Genomic DNA, 19,317 nt, shown 5'->3' on the forward strand with positions numbered 1-19,317 from the left:
GACATGAAGCGGATTCGACGTCGAATCTTGAATTCAGCCGGGCTAAGCGTATGCTTACGATGCATGTTTCCTACGGAAACATTTCAGGTGCTCACGTACCCCAAACGTATGCTCCGCTTTTCAGTCCCTAGCTTCATCCAACCTTCTCGGTGCTGAAAACCTGACTTTTTGAACTGACGCTTGTGACTCGGAACGGTTTTGTAAGAAACCGAATCGAGAAGCAGCGCTCATAACATTTTTAGGAGGAGCTATTCATGAAAGAACGTCTTGAAGCACTAAAAGCGGAGGCGCTCAAAGAGCTGGCGGAAACCGTCGATGCCGGGCATTTGAACGACCTTCGGGTCAAATATTTGGGCAAAAAGGGCGCATTAACTGAAATTTTGCGCGGGATGGGGGCCTTAAGCGCCGAGGAGCGTCCGGTGATCGGTCAGATCGGCAACGAGGTCAGAGCCGCCATCGAAGCGGTGATTGAAGAGAAGCAAGCGATGTTCCAACGCCAAGAAACCGAAGCGCGGCTGGCCGCTGAGAAAGTGGACGTCACGCTGCCGGGCCGCCCGCTGAAGCAGGGGAGCATCCATCCGCTGAACCAGGTGATTCAGGAAATCGAAGAGATTTTCATCGGCATGGGGTACCGGATTGCGGAAGGCCCTGAGGTTGAAACGGACTACCACAACTTCGAGGCGCTGAATCTGCCGAAGGACCATCCGGCCCGTGATATGCAGGATTCCTTCTACCTGACGGAAGATTTGCTCATGCGGACACAAACGTCCCCGGTACAGGTGCGGACGATGGAAGCGATGCAAGGGGAAGTGCCGGTCAAAATTATCTGCCCGGGACGCGTATTCCGCCGGGATGACGACGATGCAACCCACTCGTTCCAGTTCCATCAAATTGAAGGGCTGGTTGTAGGCAAACGCATCCGGATGAGCGACCTGAAAGGCACTTTGCTTGAGTTCACGCGCAAAATGTTCGGACCTAACACGCAAATTCGCCTGCGCCCCAGCTTCTTCCCGTTCACGGAGCCAAGCGTTGAGGTTGACGTAACGTGTATGAAGTGCGGCGGCCATGGCTGCCGGGTGTGCAAACAGTCCGGCTGGCTGGAAATTCTGGGCAGCGGGATGGTGCATCCGCGCGTGCTGGAGATGAGCGGCTACGATCCGGAGCAATACAGCGGCTTCGCATTTGGGATGGGTGTAGAACGGATCGCGATGCTGAAGTACGGCGTTGATGATATCCGCTACTTCTTCAACAACGATCTGCGTTTCCTGCAGCAGTTTGCCAGAGTTTAATTTCACGTAAAGAGGGAAGGGAACTGACAATGAAAGTATCAACCGAATGGTTGTCTGACTATATTTCGCTGGATGGGGTAAATGTTGAAGAGCTGGCGGAGCAAATCACCCGGTCCGGGATTGAAATCGATTCGATCGAAAACCGCAATCAAGGCGTTTCGAACGTTGTGGTTGGTTTTGTCAAAAGCAAAGAAAAGCATCCTGACGCTGACAAGCTGAACATTTGCGTCGTTGACGCGGGGCAGGGAGAGGATCTGCAAATCGTATGCGGCGCGAAAAACGTGGCGGCCGGCCAGAAGGTACCGGTTGCGCTCGTAGGCGCCAAGCTGCCGGGCGGGCTGGAGATCAAGAAAGCCAAGCTGCGCGGCGTCTTGTCGCAAGGGATGATCTGTTCGGCCAAAGAGCTTGGCCTCAACGACAAGCTGCTGCCGAAGGAACAGCAGGAAGGCATTCTCGTATTGCCTGAAGAAGTGGAGATCGGCACACCGATTACCCAACTGCTGGGGCTGGACGACAAGGTGCTGGACTTCGACCTGACGCCTAACCGGTCGGATTGCCTGAGCATGATCGGGGCTGCTTATGAGGTAGGCGCGATTTTGAACCGCGAAGTAAAGCTGCCGCAGCCTGAGCTTGCCTCCTCTGGCGTACTGGCCAAGGAACGGATTCAGGTTAAGATCGACGCACCTGAGCTGTGCAGCCGGTATGCGGTACGTTACATCGCCGATGTCAAGGTCGGCCCATCGCCGTTGTGGATGCAAAACCGGCTGATGGCAGCGGGGATTCGCCCGATCAGCAATATCGTCGACATCACCAACTACGTGATGCTGGAGTACGGGCAGCCGTTGCATGCGTTTGATGCTGACAAGATCGCCGGCGGCATGCTGGGCGTGCGCCAAGCCAAAGCTGGCGAGAAGCTGGTGACACTGGACGGTCAGGAGCGTGAGCTGGAAGCCGGCGCACTATTGATCGTGGACGGTGAAGATCGTCCGGTGGCTTTGGCGGGCGTCATGGGCGGACTCGATACAGAAGTGACCGATCAAACGGTTAACATTGTGCTGGAGTCGGCGAAATTTGCCGGCGCCAGCGTCCGTCGCACGTCGCGGACGCTGGGGCTTCGCTCGGAGGCTTCGCAGCGGTTCGAGAAAGAGGTGGATCCGGCTTCCGTCATCCCGGCGCTGAATCGCGCGGCCTCGCTGATGGCAGCCTATGCTGGCGGCCAAGTGGCTGAAGGGATCGTGGAGATCGTTCATCAAGAGCCGGAAGAGAAAGTGATCGCCCTGTCGCTTCAGAAGCTGAACGATTACCTGGGCACGAACATTTCCTCGCTGGAGGCGAAAACGATTCTGGGACGTCTCCGCTTCGAATGTGCCGGCTCGGAGGAGGTCATCGAAGTTCGCGTGCCGACGCGCCGCGGCGACATTACGCGCGACGTGGATTTGATCGAAGAGGTGGCGCGGCTCTACGATTACGACAACATCGAGGCAACGATGATCGAAGGGGTAACGACAGTCGGCGGCTATACGAAACCGCAGGCGCTGCGCCGCACGATCCGCCAACTGCTCACTCATGGCGGCTGGCAGGAAGTGATGGGTTACTCCTTCATCCGGGAAGGGGCAAGCGCGAAGTTCCCGCAGCTGGGGGAAGGGGATCGGGAGATCCGCCTGGCCATGCCGATGAGCGAGGACCGCAGCGTGCTGCGCGGCAGCCTGCTGCCGGGAATGATCGACATCGCCGTTTACAACCGCAATCGCAAGCAGGACAATCTGGCATTGTTTGAAATCGGCAGCGTCTTCCGCACCAAGGAGGAGAAGCTGACCAAGCAGCCAAGCGAGCTGCCGGTGCTGTCCTTGCTGCTGGCCGGCGAACGGGCAGAAAAACGCTGGAACGCTCCGGCGGAGAAGGTGGATTTCTTTGATCTCAAAGGTGCGTTGGAGAGCCTGTTCGAATACTTGGGGGTTGCTGAACGGATGACGTATGAAGCGGATGGGCCGCAAGGCTTCCATCCTGGACGTTCGGCTTCCATCTTCCTGAACGGCACGTCCGGCAAGGAACGGATCGGTACGCTGGGTCAGCTTCATCCGGAGCTGCAGCGGGAGCTGGATCTGGATGATACGTATGTTGCCGAGCTGCTGCTTGAACCGCTGTACCGCTATGCGGGCGAAGCTTACGTTTACCAAGAGCTGCCGCGTTATCCGGCGATGCAGCGCGATATCGCTGTTGTCGTGAACTCCGATGTGGAAGCGGGCGCGTTAATCGGCGTGATCCGTGAAAAGGCCGGCGAGCTGCTGGAATCGGTGGAGGTATTCGACGTATTTACGGGTGCCAAGCTAGGCGAAGGCAAGAAGAGCGTAGCTTTATCGCTGGTATATCGCCATATGGAACGGACTCTGACGGACGAGGAAGTTGCCGCAGTACACGACCGGGTGGTCGAAGGGCTGTCGCAAACTTTTGCGGCGGAGCTTAGAAAATAGCAGGAATTGGACGAAGTCACATCGAATCATTTGTAGAACGACCGATTCGATGTGACTTTCGTGCAATTATCCGCATCTAAGAGACGACTTACAGGACCGAAGGAGGCACATAACGTTGAGTAACCAAGGCCGAATTAGCGTAAACGTAGAAATTTACGGAACTTCTTATAAAATCGTTGGAAGCAGCGCGGAATATATGAAGCAAGTCGCGCGCCGGGTGGATGAGCATATGCGCAGCATCGCCCAGGCCTATCCCCATCTGGACACGCCGCGGCTGGCTGTGTTGGCAGCCGTGCGCATGGCGGAGGAAGCGATCCGGGTAGATCAGCTGCAGAACGAACTGCAGAATGCCAAGCAGGAGAAAACGGTCCTGCTTCAGGAGAACTCAGTGCTGCAGGATTTACATGCCAAGCAGGAGAGCATGTATAAGGCGCTGCAGGAGGAACAGCAGCAGCTGAAGAACGAGAAGCGTCAGCTTGCCGGGCAAGCGGAGAAGCTGGAAGCCTCCCTGCTGGGGCAGGAGGAGGAGGCGCGCAAGCTTCGCAGCCGGGTACAAGAGCTGGAGCGGCAGCTGGCTGAGCAGCGCGGCAGCAACTCGCAGCTGCAATCCAAGCTGCGCCAAGCCGAACAGCAGACGGCGCGGGAGAAAGAGGAGGCCGCGAAGCTGCAGAAGCAGGTGAGCGAGCTGCAGCGGCGGGAGCAAGAAGCCAAAGCGGCCGAGCAACGGGCGCAGCAGCAAAGCGTGAAGCTGCAGGAGCAGACGAAGCAGCTCCAGAGCACGCTTCAAGCCGCGCAAGCGGAGGCAAAGCAGCTGGAACAGCGGCTGCAGGAAGGCAAGCAGCGGGAGGACAAGCTCCGAGCCGAAGTTTCAGCAGCGCAGCAAAGTGAGAAGTCGTGGCAGAAGCTGGCCGAGAAGCGCAGCGAGGAAATCAGCCGCCTGGAGATCAGCTTGCTCGAGGCTTCCGATAAGAGCGAGCAGTTGGCCGCCGAAGTGAGCCGGTTGGAGCAAGCAAACGGCGAGCTGCAGGCCGAGCGGGACAAGGCGTCGGCGCTGGCCGCCGAGTTGGATTCGCTGCGCTCCCGGTTGGAGCGGGCTGCCAAGGAGCGGGAACAAGCGCTTCTTGAGGCGCAGGCAGCCGGAGAAGAGAAACGGCAGCTGGAGCAAGAGCGGGACGAGCTGAATCTGCGGTTGCAGGAGCTTGAGGACAGCCGCAAATTGGCGGCGCAGCTGGCCGCCGAGCTGGCGAGCTACCGCGAGGCTGCGGAGCAGCGGGAGCAGGAGTGGCGTAAGCAGTGGGCCTCGGCGGAACGTGAGCTGAGCTCTTGGCGCGAGAAGGAAGCCGAGTTGCAGCGGAAGCTGGAGGAATGGCAGCAGGAAAGCGCAGCCGGCAGCGAACGCGTCATCACCATGGCGAGCGACTTCGAGGCGTTGGAGGAAGAGAAACGCAAGCTTGCGGAGCAGCTGCAGGAGGTTACGGATAGTTACGAGGTTATTTCCCATCAATTCAGGCTGTTGCAGCTGGAGCGGGAGAAGGAGCAGGAGCGGCAGGCCGAACGGGAAGAAGAGTACCAGCGGCTGAAGGACGACTATGCCAAGCTTCAATCGGAATTTAACGAATGGATTGAATTGCTGGAGCAGGATCAAAGTTAATGGCGAGAGGATCGCTTTGATGCGATTCAATGAGAGCAAGAGCCCGCGGCTGTGCGCTGCGGGCTCTTGCTACATGCGTTTATTCAACGATAATTTTGGAGATCATGGCGCTGTGGCCGGAACCGCACATCACCGAGCAGGCCACTTCGAACTCACCGGCTTCGGTTGGCACGATCACGGCGGAGTCGTTCTTGCGGTCCAGCTGCAGCTTTAAACCGGGCACGAGAATGCCGTGATTACCGGAGGCGTTCTTGAAAACGATTTTGACCGGAACATCTTTCTTCAAATGGTATTCGGCTTGATCGAATTGATAGTTGCTGGCTTCAATGACCAGTTCCGCTTCCGGTTGGATATTATTCCCGGCGGCACTGCTGTTCTCAGCCGCTTTGCTGCCGCTGCAAGCGGTAACAAGTAACAAGAGTACGGAAGTTGCAACGATGGCTATGCTTTTCTTCACAATAATCCCTCGCGATACAGTATATTTGTGGCAATTTTAAGAATATCATACCGTATTTTGCAGAGGGTGGGTGGTTTAAGGTTTGAAGAATTGTTGAACTTCCTTCAGTTATAAGTCAAGAGGCCGTTCCTTCCGCAGTGAATGGATCACTTGCGGAGGAAGGCCTCTTAGCCCTGAACACAGCCATTAACGATTGTTTTTGTCTTTGGCAGCGTTAAAGGGAGTTGCGACAGGGATGAACAGGTCAATAATCCCGATGACCAATGCAGCAAGTAATGCACCGATCACAGAGACGGAAACGCCGGAAATGATGAACTGGGCAAGCCAGATCACGAGTGCACTCGTAAGAAAACCGACGATTCCTCGCCCGAACGGGGTAACCTTCGTTCCGAAAATGCCTTCAATGGCCCAACCCAACAGGGCGATGACCAAGGCGAGAAGTAAGGCGCTGCCGAATCCACCGATGCTGAATTGCGGTACAAGCCATCCCACAACCAGCATAACTAAGGCGGAGACGATGAATCGCACGACGTGTCCCAGAAAATGCATGTTACATAGCCTCCTTTTGAGAGTAAGTACGTTTGGCTATACGCAATTATCATGTTCCGCAAATCGCATTCTTATGTGTCCAAGGGGGCAAATGGCGAAAAATGAACGGTTTCGTTATAATGGGATCATAGCCCGAGGGGAGTTGTGAACGTACTTGGACGAGAAAATTTTGAAAACCATGGAATATCAAAAAATTATAGATCAGCTGTCCTCTTTTTCCCAAACGGCACTTGGAAAAAGAACAGCCGAAGCGCTGCGGCCCGTCACCGATCTGGAGGACGTCAAGCGGCTGCTTCAAGCCACCGATGAAGCGTTTAAGGTGGACCGTCTTAAGGGGGCGCCCGGATTCGGCGGAATCGTGGATATCACTCCGGCGGTCAAGCGGGCCCGGATCGGCGGGACGCTGAATCCGCACGAGCTGCTGGGCATTGCAACCACGCTGGAAGGCTCGCGCCGGATTAAACGGTATATTGCCACGATGCACGAAGAACATGAAGTTCCGCTGCTGTATCACTTAAGCGATACCTTAAGCGATCAGAAGCCGTTGGAGGATGCGATCAAACGCTGCATCGACGAAAGCGCGGAGGTGCTCGATTCGGCTAGTCCGGAGCTGGCCACCATCCGCCGCGAGCTGCGGAGCGGGGAGGTGCGGATCCGGGAGAAGCTGGATGCGATGATCCGCTCCGCTTCGGTGTCGAAGATGCTGCAGGATCAGCTGATCACGATCCGCGGCGACCGCTTCGTCATCCCGGTCAAAGCGGAATACCGCGCGCATTTTGGCGGGATCGTACACGATCAGTCCGGATCGGGAGCTACGCTGTTCATTGAGCCGGAATCGATTGTGGCGATGAACAACAAGCTGCGCGAGACGCGGCTGCGTGAGGAACGGGAAATCGAGGTCATTTTGCAGAAGCTGACCGCCCTGGTTGGCGAGCAAGCCGAGCTGTTGCTGTACGACGGGGATGTGCTCGGCCAGCTGGATTTCATCTTCGCCAAAGCCCGGTTGGCTCGCGAATTAAAGGGGACGCTGCCGCGGATGAACGACCGCGGGTTCATCAAGCTGAAGAAGGGGCGCCATCCGTTGATTCCGGCTGACCAGGTCGTGCCGATCGATGTGGAGCTGGGGAACCAGTACACGACGATCATTGTCACCGGTCCGAACACCGGGGGGAAAACCGTCACGCTGAAGACGATTGGTCTGCTTAGCTTGATGGCGATGTCCGGGTTGTTCGTGCCGGCGGAAGACGGCAGCCAGCTTTGCGTATTTGATGCCATCTACGCCGATATCGGGGACGAACAGAGCATCGAGCAGAGCTTAAGTACCTTCTCCAGCCATATGACGAACATTATCTCGATTTTGCGCCAGATGACGCCGAAGAGCCTGGTATTGCTGGATGAGCTGGGTGCGGGAACCGACCCGGCGGAAGGCTCGGCGCTGGCCATTGCGATTTTGGAACATATTCATTCGCTGGGCTGCCGGATGGTGGCGACCACTCACTTCAGCGAGCTGAAAGCCTACGCCTACGAACGCAAAGGCGTAATTAACGCCAGCATGGAGTTCGACGTAGCGACGTTAAGCCCGACTTACCGCCTGCTGGTGGGCATTCCGGGCCGAAGCAACGCGTTTGCTATCGCCGAACGGCTGGGGTTGCCGGAGCGAATTCTGGAGTATGCCCGCGGCGAAGTGACTGAAGAGGACATGCGCGTCGAGAACATGATCGCTTCGCTGGAGCAGAACCGCCTTGGGGCGGAGCAGGAGCGGGAAACGGCCGAGAAGCTGCGGCGCGAGATGGAAGAGCTGCGCAGACGCCATGCCGCCGAGCTGGAGAAGCTGGAGCAGCAGCGGGATAAACGCCTGGAGAAGGCGGAGGAAGAAGCGGCAGCGATCATTGCCAAGGCAAGGCAGGAGGCTGAGCGGATTATCAGCGACCTGCGCCGCCTCGCGATGGAGGAAGGCGCGGCCGTGAAGGAGCACAAGCTGATTGCAGCTCGCAAGCAGCTGGATGAAGCCGAGCCGCAGCGCCGCAAGAAGAGTGCAGCGGCCCGCAAGGCGGCCAAACCGCCGCGGCAGATCGAACCGGGCGACGAAGTGATGGTATACAGCTTGAACCAGAAGGGGCACGTCGTTGAGCTCTCCGGCAACAAGGAAGCGATCGTACAGCTCGGCATCATGAAGATGAAGGTGAGCCTGGACGACATGGAGCTGATCGCTGCGCCTCCGGCTAGCAAGCCGGTTCAACGGACGGCTCCCAACGTTAAGCGGACGCGCGATGAGAACGTCCGCACCGAGCTGGATTTGCGCGGAGCGAATTTGGAAGAGGCCTTAATCGAGGTTGACCGTTTCATCGACGAAGCCTACTTAAGCAATTTAGGCCAGATCTACATTATTCACGGGAAAGGGACCGGGATTTTGCGGTCCGGGATCTCGGAGTATCTTCGCAAGCATAAGCATATCAAGAGCTTCCGCCTCGGGAACTACGGGGAAGGCGGAACCGGCGTGACGGTCGCTGAGCTGAAGTAAGAACGAATCGCCTCAAGGTATAAAGGGAGAGGGCGCTATGAAGGAAAGCATTGATCCGATCTTGGAGCAACCGCTGGGGCTGATGATCGGGTATTTTTCCGTGGCGGTGTTAGAATTGATTGTGTTTCTTTCTTGCTTCGAACTGTTTGCAAGATATCGCTGCTGGCAGGAGATCAAGCGCGGCAATATGGCCGCGTCCCTGGCTACCGGCGGAAAAATCTTCGGACTGGCGAACATTATCCGTTATGCGGCGGCACATCCCTCGATTTACGACTTCATGATATGGTCATCGGTCGGAGCCTTGCTGCTGTTCGCTGCATATTTGCTGTTTGAATTTTTAACGCCGGTGTTTCGCATCGACGATGAGATTGCAGCGGGGAACACCAGCGTAGGTTTTATCGCGATGGCCGTATCGGTGTCAGTGTCTTTTTTGATCGGCGCTTGTATAGGTTAGGGATCTCAGTTGAAGGAGTAGAAACGACGTGAAAAACCTGGTCAGGGTGCTATTTATCGCCTCTATTCTGTTTTTGGCCGCGGGCATTATTTATTTGTGGAATGCTTAATTTGGTAACGAAAGGACGAAGTTGGGAATGGATACAACGATTTGCCCATGGTGCCAAACGGAGATCGTTTGGGATGAAGAGCTGGGGCCTGAGGAGGTATGTCCGCACTGCCAAAATGAATTAAAGGGCTACCGAACGATCAACATTACGCTGGGTTCGGAGGAGGAGTTCGAGGACGAGGAGAATGACCATCCCTTCCATGATCGGAAGCATTCCCATGGTGATGATGACGAGGATGCGGATGACGATCTCTACTGGGATGAGGAAGGGGACTCGCATCTCGGAGGCGTCCGCCGGGTCGAGGCGTTTACGGCATCGGGCGGCGATTTGCTGAAGTACGAGACCGGCGTGGAGAAGCTGCTTGACGGGCAAGACGAGGTACCCGAATGCCCGCATTGCCGGGAATATATGGTGTATGCCGGGAAGCAGAAGCTGGTTCCGGAAAACGGCGAATTTGTTCCTGCCGATGGGGACCGTCCGCTTCTGTCGGGCGATGCGGAGCTGAACGTATACGTCTGCACCGCGTGCTTCCATGTCAGCCGGTTTTTGGGTGAAGACGCCCGGATTGCCATGATTCGTACGATTGCCGGTGAAGAAGACAACAAGTAAAAAATTTGGCAGCCACTGGCCCTGTCCTTGATGGACAGGGCTTTTTCGCGTTTGGGGGCCTGCGGGTATGCTTGCTAAGGCCTCATGCTTCGGTCATTTTTGGGTATCTTACAGGGGGAACTCGAAGTTTGGCCGGGAGGAGCGAATCTATGAAAAAACAGCTGAACAGCCAATCCATCCTGCTGCTGGCGGTGAACGGTCTGTTCGTGCTTGCCGGCGCCTTGTCGGGCACGTTCCTGAACGTCTACATCTGGAAAGTGAAAGCGGATTTTAACCTGATTGCCTGGTTTACGTTCAGCCAGCAGCTGGCCTTGGGACTTGTCTTTTGGATTGCCGGGAAATGGGTGAAGGAACGCGACAAAATGATCTTTTTGCGGCTCGGCATTATCGTCTCGGGCATCTTCTATTTGCTGGTGCTGTGGACGGGCAAACATACGGTGGACTACATATGGCCGCTTGGTTTGTTGTTCGGAACCGGTTCGGGATTGTTCTGGCTGGCCTTTAACGTCGTGTATTTCGAGGTGACGGATGTCGAGACGCGGGACCGATTTAACGGCTGGGTGGGGATTCTCGGTTCGGTGATCGGGATCTTTGGCCCGTGGATCTCCGGCTGGCTGATCTCCATGAAACACGGCGAGGCCGGATACCGGCTGATTTTTACCATCTCGTTAATCGTGTATGGGGTAGGGATCTTACTCAGCTTCTGGCTGAAAAAAAGAAAAACGGGCGGGCCTTATCACTGGCTGGCTCCCGTGCAAATGCTGAAAAAGGGCAGCCCGTGGCGCCAGGCTGCGCCCGCTTCGGCCGCCCATGGTCTGCGCGAAGGCGTATTTTCGTTCCTGATCAATTTGCTGATCTTTATCAGCACTTCTGCGGAGTGGCGGATTGGGCAGTTTTCACTGATCACGTCCCTTGTCTCCCTAGTCAGCTTCTGGGCGGTAGGGAAGTGGCTGAAAATCCGCGCGCGCTACTACGGGATGTTGGTCGGGGCTTTGCTCATCACTGCGGTGATCATCCCGTTGCTCTGGAAGGTCAATTACGTCACCCTGATGATGATGGGGGTAGGGACGTCCTTGTTTTTGCCGCTTTACCTGATTCCCGTCATCTCTTCAGTGTTCGACCTGATTGGCAATAGTCCGGAAAGCGTGGAGCAGCGGGTGGAGCTGATCGTGCTTCGCGAGCTTAGCATTACGGTGGGGCGCTTGGGCGGAACGCTGTTGTTTATCGTGGTCTATTCCCTCATTCCGCGCATGTCAACGATCACCTGGCTGATGTTCGCCTTGGGGGCAACGCCGGTGCTGAGCTGGCTGGCCCTGCGCCGGCTGTTGAAGCGGGAGGCGGCCAAAGCCGCCTGATGCGTCTAACTCGGCGGAGTTGGCACGGGCTTCGAGGTTCGCGTCAAGTTGGGATGCGGCCCGATAAAGGGAAGGCCGTCCCGGGATTCTCCAAATACGGCCCCCCCCAGGCGTAACTGATGGACAGGTGCTCCTGTTCCGGAAACCGTTTGTGGATTTCTTCCAACAGGGCGAACATATCGTTCCTGGAGCGGGGCATACTATCGTAAGAAGGATCAGATGGATCAGAAGGATCATCCACCAGGAGGGAATGTTGATGTTGTACTCACAAATGCAGCCATTGTCGATGAAAGAACTGGATTATATCGCCGACTCCATCTCCAACGAGGAGATGCTCACGAAGCTTTACGCAGCGGCAGCCGCCGTCTCGCAAAACTTTGAAATCGAACAGGCGATGCTGGAGCACATCCGTGCCCATGAGCATCATCTGCACCTGTTAACGGATGCGCTGCGTCAGCATCAAATGGCGGCTCCGGCTTCAACCCCAAATTAATTTTGCTTTCGAGGAGGAATATCCCGATGAATCAGACGGACATCCACGAGCTCTTACCCCAGAACGATTTGTTAAAATCGATTTTGGCCGATTTACGCCGTACTGTTCGAGAATATACGACCGCTACGACGGAGTCGTCCTGTCCGGCCATACGGCAGATGTTTACCGAGTTGACGAACAGCACCTTGCGATTGCAGGGAACGCTGTATGAACTGATGAAGCACCAAGGCATTTACTCAGCGCCGGCACCGGCACCGCGCCAATTGTTGGACAAGAAGCTGCAAGACGCAGAGAAAACCCAGCAGGAGCTGCGTCAGTTTACCGAACGGCGAACTTCCCGCTGGACGCCCCATGCCCATCAGGCTAACGTGGAGGAGCATCAACCTAATGTACTTCCGCCGTATTCGATCTAAATGCCTAACCGTCCTATCCAAGAGCTTACTTGGAGTGGACGGTTTTTCTATGCAGACGCCCAAAATTCATGTAATATAAGTATTAAATTTGTTCTGCAGACCGCTCAAATGAAGGGCTGCGGGGCATCGCTGGAGGATGAGGGATGAAACAACTAAGCGAATTAAAGCTCAAACTGCTGGACCTCCTCAAAGAGGACGCCCGCCGGGATGCGAACTTACTGGCGACGCTCGTCGGCTCAACGGCGGAGGAAGTGGCGCAAGCGATCCGTGAATTGGAGGAAGATCACGTGATCGTCAAATACGCGACCGTGGTGAATTCAAGTGCACTGGAAGACGAGAAGGTGACGGCGTTAATCGAAGTGCAAATTACACCCGAACGGGGACGCGGCTTCGATACGATCGCGGAGCGGGTATACCTGTTTCCCCAAGTCAAATCGGTATTTTTGATGTCCGGCGCATATGACCTGCTGGTGGAAGTCGAAGGCCGCAACTTGAAGGAAGTGGCGAGCTTTGTCTCCGACAAATTGTCCACCCTGGAGTCGGTGTTGTCGACGAAGACCCATTTTATTCTAAAAAAATACAAGCAAGACGGCATCATCTTCGAAGATCCCGAAGAAGACCGCCGTTTGTTGATATCTCCGTAAAGGAAGTAATGTTATGAGTATTCAATCACAGCGTGCTGAGCAATCGAGTAAAACGATGACATCGTATTTGGCTCCGCGGGTCCGCGAGATTCAACCCTCCGGCATCCGCCGCTTCTTCGATTTGGCTAGCGGAAGCAAGGATATTATCACGTTAGGCGTGGGCGAACCGGATTTTATCACCCCATGGCATGTCCGGGAAGCATGCGTTTACTCCCTGGAACGCGGGTATACGAGCTATACGTCCAACGCGGGAACGCCTGAGCTTCGGGAAGCGATCGCTGAATATTTGTACACGAGTTATCAGGTGAAATACGACCCGAAAGACGAAATCCTCGTCACTGTGGGCGGCAGTGAGGCGATTGATCTGGCGCTGCGGGCGTTAATCGAACCGGGCGATGAGATTCTCGTCCCGGTGCCTTGCTATATCTCCTACTCGCCGATTGCCATGATCGGGGGAGGGGTGCCCGTCGAAATCGAGACTTACGCCAAGCACGATTTCAAGCTCCAGGCCGAAGACCTGAAAGCGAAGATTACGCCCAAATCCAAGGTTCTCATTTTAAATTATCCCAGCAATCCGACGGGCGGCATCATGACATACGAAGATTGGCTACCGATCGCCAAAATCGTCGAGGAGAACGATCTCATCGTCATTTCCGACGAGATTTATGCGGAGCTCACCTATGGGCAGAAGCACGTTAGCTTTGCTTCGATTCCGGGAATGAAGGATCGGACAATTCTGGTTAATGGGTTTTCCAAAGCGTTTGCGATGACCGGCTGGCGGATGGGTTATGCATGCGGACACCCGGACTTGATCTATGCCATGCTGAAAATTCACCAATATACGGTGATGTGCGCTCCGGTTATGGGGCAAGTGGCTGCGCTCGAGGCGCTGAAGAACGGGCTGGAGGAGAAAGACCAGATGGTTGAATCCTACAATCAGCGTCGCCGCTTGATCGTTCAGGGCTTGCGCGACATCGGCCTGGAATGTCACGAGCCACAAGGGGCGTTCTATGCGTTTCCTAGCATCGCGTCTACCGGACTCAGCTCGGAGGAATTCGCCCAACGCCTTCTGCTGGAGGCGAAGGTGGCGGCGGTTCCGGGGAATGTCTTTGGCGCCGGCGGGGAAGGGTTCTTACGTTGCTCCTATGCGACAGGAGTGAATCAGCTCAACGAGGCGTTAAATCGAATGGAGCAGTTCGTCCTTAAATTGAAGCAAGGCTGATTTTGCAAATTACTTAAGACCTACCTGAGAAGATGGAGTTAATGGGGTTAATTAACAATTCTTTCATTTTCTAATTGCTTTAATTTTAATGGACATGGTATAATTTGATTTTGGAAGAAGGTTTTAGTTTCTCAGGGAGGGATTTCTTTTGTGCGGTGAGTACAACGTGCCTTACAATAACGCTTTATTTACTGATGGCCGCGTCATGAGCCCGTGCATGGATCAAGAGGAACGGCCGCATTCACCGCAAGCCGTAACGCTGGAGGATGAAATTCACTTGCTTCGCAGCAAGATGGAACGGCTATTTCTGCAAGAAAAATCCTTTACATCGGACATCGTGATTGAAATCAGCAGCTTATTGGACCTGAAAATTAATGAATTCATGAAAACTATGAAAACCACTCCAAAATCCATTCGACGTTAACCTTGTTTGATCCTTGAAGTTGAAGGAGATCCGCCTTGCGGGTCTCCTTTTTGCGGTTCCAGCAGTTGCATGACCAGCCGGGCTGTGATTTATGGTAAGATGGTACGAGAGTATGTCACGGGGAGGAAAAACGAATGTCGATCTATACGCGTTCCGGCGACCAAGGGCTAACCACGGTCATCGGCGGTCGAGTAACAAAAGATGATGCGCAGGTTGAAGCCTACGGTTCGATCGATGAGCTGAATAGTTTCGTGGGACAAGCAGTCAGTTTATCGGACGAGGTGACGTTTGGCGATCTTCGTGAACAGCTGCTGGAGATCCAGCAGGAGTTGTTTGATTGCGGCTCCGATCTCGCCTACGTCAAGCTGTCGGAAAGCCGCTACAAGGTGACGCCGGAGCTCGCACAGCGGCTTGAAGCATGGATTGATCGTTACGAAGCGGACAATCCGCCGCTTGAGAAGTTTATTTTGCCTGGGGGAACGCCGCTGGCTTCGGCCCTGCACGTTTGCCGGACCGTATGCCGGCGCGCCGAACGCCGCGTCGTTACGCTGAGCCGGGTCAAGGAGATTAATGCCGAGGTGCTGATCTATCTGAACCGGTTGTCGGACTATTTCTTTGCAGCGGCTCGCATGGCTAATCATCGCCAGCAGGTGGCAGATATCGAATACGTGCGGAGCGGGAAGGTGTTTGGCAAGAAGTGAGTTCCGAATATTATGATCCGATTGAATATCAAGTCCCTGCAGCGGAGGACGGTTGGACGGTCAAAAGCGTGCTCCAACGCCGGATGGGGATCTCCCGCAAGCTGCTGTCGCGGATTAAGCTGACCGAGCGCGGGGTGATGCTGAACGGGGAGCGGGTATACATCAGCGTCCCGGTGAAAGCCGGGGATACGGTGAGCGTCTCGCTGGAAAAGGAAACGTCAACCGACATCCTGCCGGAGCCGATACCGTTTGATATCGTCTACGAGGATGAAGCGCTGCTGATCGTCAATAAAGCGGCGGGATTGATCGTGCATCCGACGCATGGTCACTACACGGGGACGCTGGCCAACGGCGTCGTGTATTATTGGCAGGAGAAAGGCGAGAAATTCCGCTTCCGCCCCGTGCACCGGCTGGACCAGGAGACGAGCGGCTTGATCGCCATCGCCAAAAATGCCTACGTGCACCAGCATATTTCCGAGCAGTTGATCGCCGGTGAGGTCACCAAGAAATATACGGCGCTGGTGCACGGTTGTCTGGCGGTGCCGGAAGGAACGATCGACGGCCCGATCGACCGCGATCCTGCCGAACCTCACCGCCGGATTGTCACCCCGTCGGGCTATCCCGCGTTGACCTATTATAAGGTCGCGGAAGCCTACGGCGACGGGGCTCGGGTTGAGCTGCGTCTCGGTACAGGACGGACGCATCAGATCCGCGTGCATATGACGTCGATCGGCCACCCGCTGATCGGCGACAAGTTCTACGGAATGCCGGGGCTCGCGGAGCTGCCGGCACCTGCACGCGAACGAATCGCCCGCTTAGATGCGGCGATCGGGCGACAGGCGCTCCACGCCTCAGAGCTTGGCTTCCGCCATCCGCTTACCGGTGAGGCGCTGACCTTTAAGTCAGAGCTGCCAGAGGATATGCTCAAGCTGGAAGCGATGCTGCGTTGGGCGAGTTTTTAGGAAAGTGGTAAGGAGGAATAAGGAACGTGAGCAAACTGAAGGTTTATCATTATCCGCAATGCGGGACATGTAGAAGTGCAATTAAATCGCTGCAGGCCAAAGGGCATGAACTGGAGCTGCATCATATCAAGGAAACGCCGCCGAGTGCTGCCGAACTGGATAAGCTGGTGGAACTCAGCGGGTTGGAATTGAAGAAGTTTTTTAATACGAGCGGTGAGGTATACAAGACAATGGGCTTAAAGGACAAGCTGGCGGGGATGTCGCGGGAGGAGCAGCTTCAGTTGCTGTCCTCGAACGGCATGCTGATCAAGCGCCCGATCGTGACGGACGGAAAGACCGTAACTGTCGGTTACAAGGAAGAAGCCTATGTACAGGCTTGGGGCCAATAAATTTGAACGAGAAGGGTGGCTTGGGTGAATCGTGGATTTGGCGCAAAGCAGTAAAAATACGATTCTGCTAGTGGACGGAATGGCGTTAATGTTCCGCGCCTATTACGCTTCGGCCGCAACCGGGTATATCCGGCGGACGAAAGCGGGCGTTCCGACCAATGCGGTGTACGGGTTTATGCGTTATTTTTGGGACGCGGTGCAGAAGTTTGGGCCGACGCATATCGCCTGCTGTTGGGATTTGGGCAGCAAGACGTTCCGGACGGAGCAGTTTGCCGATTACAAAGGAAATCGTGCGGACGCGCCAGAGGGTCTGATTCCGCAGTTCTCCATGATTCGCGAGGTGATGGACAGCTTGGGGATTCCGAACATCAGCTCACCGGGTTATGAGGCGGACGATTGCATCGGAACGCTGGCAGCTCGCTTTGGTCAGGAGATGGACGTGCTGGTGCTGACGGGCGATCACGATATGCTGCAGCTGGTCAGCGAGCGGACAAGCGTAATCATCATGAAAAAAGGCCACGGCAACTACATGGTGTATACGCCGGAGGCCTTGATGGAGGAGAAGCAATTAAGGCCTGAACAGATCGTGGACCTGAAGGGTTTGATGGGGGATACGAGCGACAACTATCCGGGCGTGCGCGGCATCGGCGAGAAAACCGCCTTGAAGCTCGTGCAGGAGCACGGCTCGGTGGAAGGCATCCTGGCCAATCTGGACCAGTTGTCCAAATCGGTCCGGGCCAAAATCGAAGCGGATCTCGACATGCTGCATCTCTCGCGGCAGCTGGCCAAGATCCGCTGTGACATTGAGCTGGAATGCGATGTAGAGACCTGCCGGTTTGAGCTGAATCCGGCGCAGGTAATCTCCAAGTTCGAGGAACTGGAGATGGCCAGCATCAGCGCCTGGATGGGTGTCGTTTAAAAGTGGCCATTAAGGTCAATGGAGTCCGTTGCACCGAGAAATTGCCGGGAAATAGGTGAATAAGAGCAATACGGTCCATTACGCAGGTTGCTGTTTTTGCGGTTTTGCGTACAACTTTAATCCGTGAAGTACGGTTCACCTAATACCTGGTACAGAAAGGTGCGCAGTTCGGTGCCTTCCTCCTCGTTCAGGTTATAAATATGTTCGAGGTACCCTTCCTCCTCCAGGTCGTCGGTGCCAAGAATGGCCGTACGGCCGTTGTGCAGGTCGGTGACCAGCTTCTTCCCATAGAAACGATTGGTTGTGGTGACCGCCAGGTCATAACGCTTCAGCGATCCGCCGATGAACGTGACGAACCGGGTCGAAGTGTTTTCGGTACTGTCGGACAGGAAATCAAGCTCTTGATGCGGGTCGCTCATCCTGTAATGCCTCCCTTATTTCGGAATGTCTCTAGTTATTATACCGGAAAACGGAAGACAATGGGAAAATGATTCCTATGCATTGACAGCTTGGTTGATTATGGTATTATTAGGGATAACAGGTTACGTTTGGAGGAAGCACCTCTTTTGCGAATTTCGCAGAAGAGGTGCTTTTTGTTTTGCGCAAAAAGATGAAATGACTCCTTCGTAACTGAAAATTTTTCAAGGAGGGACAGGTTGATGCGGGTTGTATTTTTGAACAGTCTGGAGAAGAAGGACGGCGGGGCCATGATTCGGGGGGCCCAGGTGTGGATTGGAGAGGAGGACGGCGTTTGGCGGATGGGCTGGAATGAGGTGACAGCAGACAGTGAGCAGGAGGACCTTTGGTACGAAGGGGCTTCATGGTCGGAGATGCTTCATATTTACCGCCATCGATTGGCCGCCAAGCTAGGCGAGGGGTTTCGCCCCATAATGGAGGGAATCTGGGACGAGAAGGAAGCGTTAACCGGACGGGGGATGGCGGCGCAGAAGCTGTTTTGCTATAGCGAATTAAACAGCAATGAACCGGTATACAACGAGTTGACGGCCTGGCGTCGGAGAAAAGCTTCGTCTGAGCGCAAAGCGCCTTACTTAATTGCCAGCAATCGGTTGCTGCGGATGATCAGCGTATTTCTGCCGCAGACCGTGGATGAGCTGTTGCAGCTGCCGGGCGTTGGTGAGAACAAGGCCGGCGAATATGGCGCCGAGCTGCTGGAGATCACTCGGGCGGCCGAGCGGAAACGCGGGTTCCCGCTGGATTGGGTCGAGCAGGAAATCGACGACGAGGTTTTCCGTACTTGGCTGTATAAGCAGAAGGAAGTGAAATACCGGGCGGAAATGGAAAAGTTCAACGTCCGTCGAGCGGTGCTCGAAGCCTTGGCCGCAGGGCTTAAGGTAGAGGATATTTGCGCCCGTACGGGCATCGAGCGGCGGGATGCGGTGGAGCTGCTGGAAAGCTTGGAGAAGGAGGGCTACAACACCGAGGATTTGGTGAGTGCCGAACTTGAGGCCATGCCCGAAGCGGAGCAGCAGGCCGTATGGAAAGCTTACGAAGAGCTGGGGGACACGCTCCTGAAACCGGTTCTGCAAAAGGTGTACGGGCCCGAAGCCAGTGAAGGCGGCAGCGGCAACCTCGATACGCTGTACGAGCGACTGCGCCTGATCCGCATCCGGTACCGCCGCCAGCGCGAGAACGCCCGGCACGCGGGTTGAGGCGGCAAGGGATGC

At 55.5% G+C, this 19,317-nt stretch carries 20 protein-coding genes; 17 read left to right on the forward strand and 3 right to left on the reverse strand.

Annotation, left to right across the window (positions count from 1 at the left end; all coding sequences use genetic code 11):
• The first annotated feature begins 254 nt into the window (after positions 1-254).
• The 3 genes from pheS to NSQ80_RS06370 all read left to right on the forward strand — a co-directional run bounded on the left by pheS (position 255) and on the right by NSQ80_RS06370 (position 5,411).
• Positions 255-1,289, forward strand: a complete 1,035-nt coding sequence (gene pheS / locus NSQ80_RS06360) for a phenylalanine--tRNA ligase subunit alpha (RefSeq protein ID WP_339301824.1) — start codon at positions 255-257, stop codon at positions 1,287-1,289.
• A gap of 29 nt (positions 1,290-1,318) precedes the next feature.
• Positions 1,319-3,760, forward strand: a complete 2,442-nt coding sequence (pheT, locus tag NSQ80_RS06365; RefSeq protein ID WP_339301826.1) for a phenylalanine--tRNA ligase subunit beta — start codon at positions 1,319-1,321, stop codon at positions 3,758-3,760.
• Between the two features lie 115 nt (positions 3,761-3,875).
• Positions 3,876-5,411, forward strand: coding sequence for a hypothetical protein (locus NSQ80_RS06370; protein WP_009226699.1), 1,536 nt, complete (start codon positions 3,876-3,878; stop codon positions 5,409-5,411).
• A gap of 79 nt (positions 5,412-5,490) precedes the next feature.
• Here the strand turns inward: NSQ80_RS06370 and NSQ80_RS06375 are convergent, their stop codons facing one another.
• A complete protein-coding gene (locus NSQ80_RS06375; RefSeq protein WP_009226698.1) occupies positions 5,491-5,868 on the reverse strand; it encodes a cytochrome c oxidase subunit II in 378 nt (125 codons plus the stop codon).
• 186 nt (positions 5,869-6,054) lie between these two features.
• Positions 6,055-6,417 carry a phage holin family protein gene (locus NSQ80_RS06380; protein ID WP_009226697.1) on the reverse strand — a complete coding sequence of 121 codons (363 nt, stop codon included), beginning with the start codon at positions 6,415-6,417 and terminating at the stop codon, positions 6,055-6,057.
• Between the two features lie 154 nt (positions 6,418-6,571).
• Between NSQ80_RS06380 and NSQ80_RS06385 the strand changes: the two genes are divergently transcribed.
• From NSQ80_RS06385 to NSQ80_RS06445, 13 genes are all read left to right on the forward strand, one after another.
• On the forward strand, positions 6,572-8,938 hold the full coding sequence (locus tag NSQ80_RS06385) for an endonuclease MutS2 (protein WP_339301828.1): 2,367 nt from the start codon (positions 6,572-6,574) through the stop codon (positions 8,936-8,938).
• A gap of 37 nt (positions 8,939-8,975) precedes the next feature.
• Positions 8,976-9,392 carry a DUF350 domain-containing protein gene (locus tag NSQ80_RS06390; protein ID WP_009226695.1) on the forward strand — a complete coding sequence of 139 codons (417 nt, stop codon included), beginning with the start codon at positions 8,976-8,978 and terminating at the stop codon, positions 9,390-9,392.
• Between the two features lie 136 nt (positions 9,393-9,528).
• Positions 9,529-10,110: a hypothetical protein gene (locus tag NSQ80_RS06395; RefSeq protein WP_339301830.1), complete on the forward strand. Its 582-nt coding sequence runs from the start codon at positions 9,529-9,531 to the stop codon at positions 10,108-10,110.
• 149 nt (positions 10,111-10,259) lie between these two features.
• Positions 10,260-11,465: an MFS transporter gene (locus NSQ80_RS06400; protein ID WP_036646433.1), complete on the forward strand. Its 1,206-nt coding sequence runs from the start codon at positions 10,260-10,262 to the stop codon at positions 11,463-11,465.
• Between the two features lie 256 nt (positions 11,466-11,721).
• The gene (locus tag NSQ80_RS06405; protein ID WP_339301832.1) at positions 11,722-11,958 is read left to right on the forward strand and encodes a hypothetical protein; all 237 of its coding nucleotides are present in this window, start codon (positions 11,722-11,724) and stop codon (positions 11,956-11,958) included.
• A gap of 26 nt (positions 11,959-11,984) precedes the next feature.
• On the forward strand, positions 11,985-12,371 hold the full coding sequence (locus NSQ80_RS06410) for a spore coat protein (protein WP_009226691.1): 387 nt from the start codon (positions 11,985-11,987) through the stop codon (positions 12,369-12,371).
• A gap of 143 nt (positions 12,372-12,514) precedes the next feature.
• Positions 12,515-13,015 (forward strand): Lrp/AsnC family transcriptional regulator, encoded by a 501-nt coding sequence (locus tag NSQ80_RS06415; RefSeq protein ID WP_009226690.1) that lies wholly within the window; start codon positions 12,515-12,517, stop codon positions 13,013-13,015.
• Positions 13,016-13,028: 13 nt separating this feature from the next.
• Positions 13,029-14,237 carry an aminotransferase class I/II-fold pyridoxal phosphate-dependent enzyme gene (locus NSQ80_RS06420; RefSeq protein WP_339301834.1) on the forward strand — a complete coding sequence of 403 codons (1,209 nt, stop codon included), beginning with the start codon at positions 13,029-13,031 and terminating at the stop codon, positions 14,235-14,237.
• 205 nt (positions 14,238-14,442) lie between these two features.
• Positions 14,443-14,661, forward strand: a complete 219-nt coding sequence (locus NSQ80_RS06425) for an aspartyl-phosphate phosphatase Spo0E family protein (protein WP_260071065.1) — start codon at positions 14,443-14,445, stop codon at positions 14,659-14,661.
• A gap of 134 nt (positions 14,662-14,795) precedes the next feature.
• Positions 14,796-15,362 (forward strand): cob(I)yrinic acid a,c-diamide adenosyltransferase, encoded by a 567-nt coding sequence (locus NSQ80_RS06430; RefSeq protein ID WP_009226687.1) that lies wholly within the window; start codon positions 14,796-14,798, stop codon positions 15,360-15,362.
• A complete protein-coding gene (locus NSQ80_RS06435) occupies positions 15,359-16,324 on the forward strand; it encodes an RluA family pseudouridine synthase (RefSeq protein WP_339301837.1) in 966 nt (321 codons plus the stop codon). Before NSQ80_RS06430 ends, NSQ80_RS06435 begins: the two co-directional genes overlap by 4 nt.
• 26 nt (positions 16,325-16,350) lie before the next feature.
• Positions 16,351-16,713: an arsenate reductase family protein gene (locus NSQ80_RS06440; RefSeq protein ID WP_009226685.1), complete on the forward strand. Its 363-nt coding sequence runs from the start codon at positions 16,351-16,353 to the stop codon at positions 16,711-16,713.
• A 37-nt stretch (positions 16,714-16,750) separates the two neighbouring features.
• On the forward strand, positions 16,751-17,632 hold the full coding sequence (locus tag NSQ80_RS06445) for a 5'-3' exonuclease H3TH domain-containing protein (protein WP_260071066.1): 882 nt from the start codon (positions 16,751-16,753) through the stop codon (positions 17,630-17,632).
• A 116-nt stretch (positions 17,633-17,748) separates the two neighbouring features.
• Here NSQ80_RS06445 and NSQ80_RS06450 read toward each other — a convergent pair whose 3' ends face one another.
• On the reverse strand, positions 17,749-18,051 hold the full coding sequence (locus tag NSQ80_RS06450; RefSeq protein ID WP_009226683.1) for a DUF3055 domain-containing protein: 303 nt from the start codon (positions 18,049-18,051) through the stop codon (positions 17,749-17,751).
• Between the two features lie 240 nt (positions 18,052-18,291).
• On the opposite strand from NSQ80_RS06450, the gene NSQ80_RS06455 reads away from it, so the two are divergent.
• Entirely contained in the window at positions 18,292-19,302 is a 1,011-nt protein-coding gene (locus NSQ80_RS06455) for an HRDC domain-containing protein (RefSeq protein ID WP_323076116.1), read from the forward strand.
• Positions 19,303-19,317: the final 15 nt, after the last annotated feature.

Origin of the sequence: Paenibacillus sp. FSL K6-2441 (assembly GCF_037964765.1) — a bacterium.
Taxonomy (GTDB): Bacteria; Bacillota; Bacilli; order Paenibacillales; family Paenibacillaceae; genus Fontibacillus; species Fontibacillus phoenicis.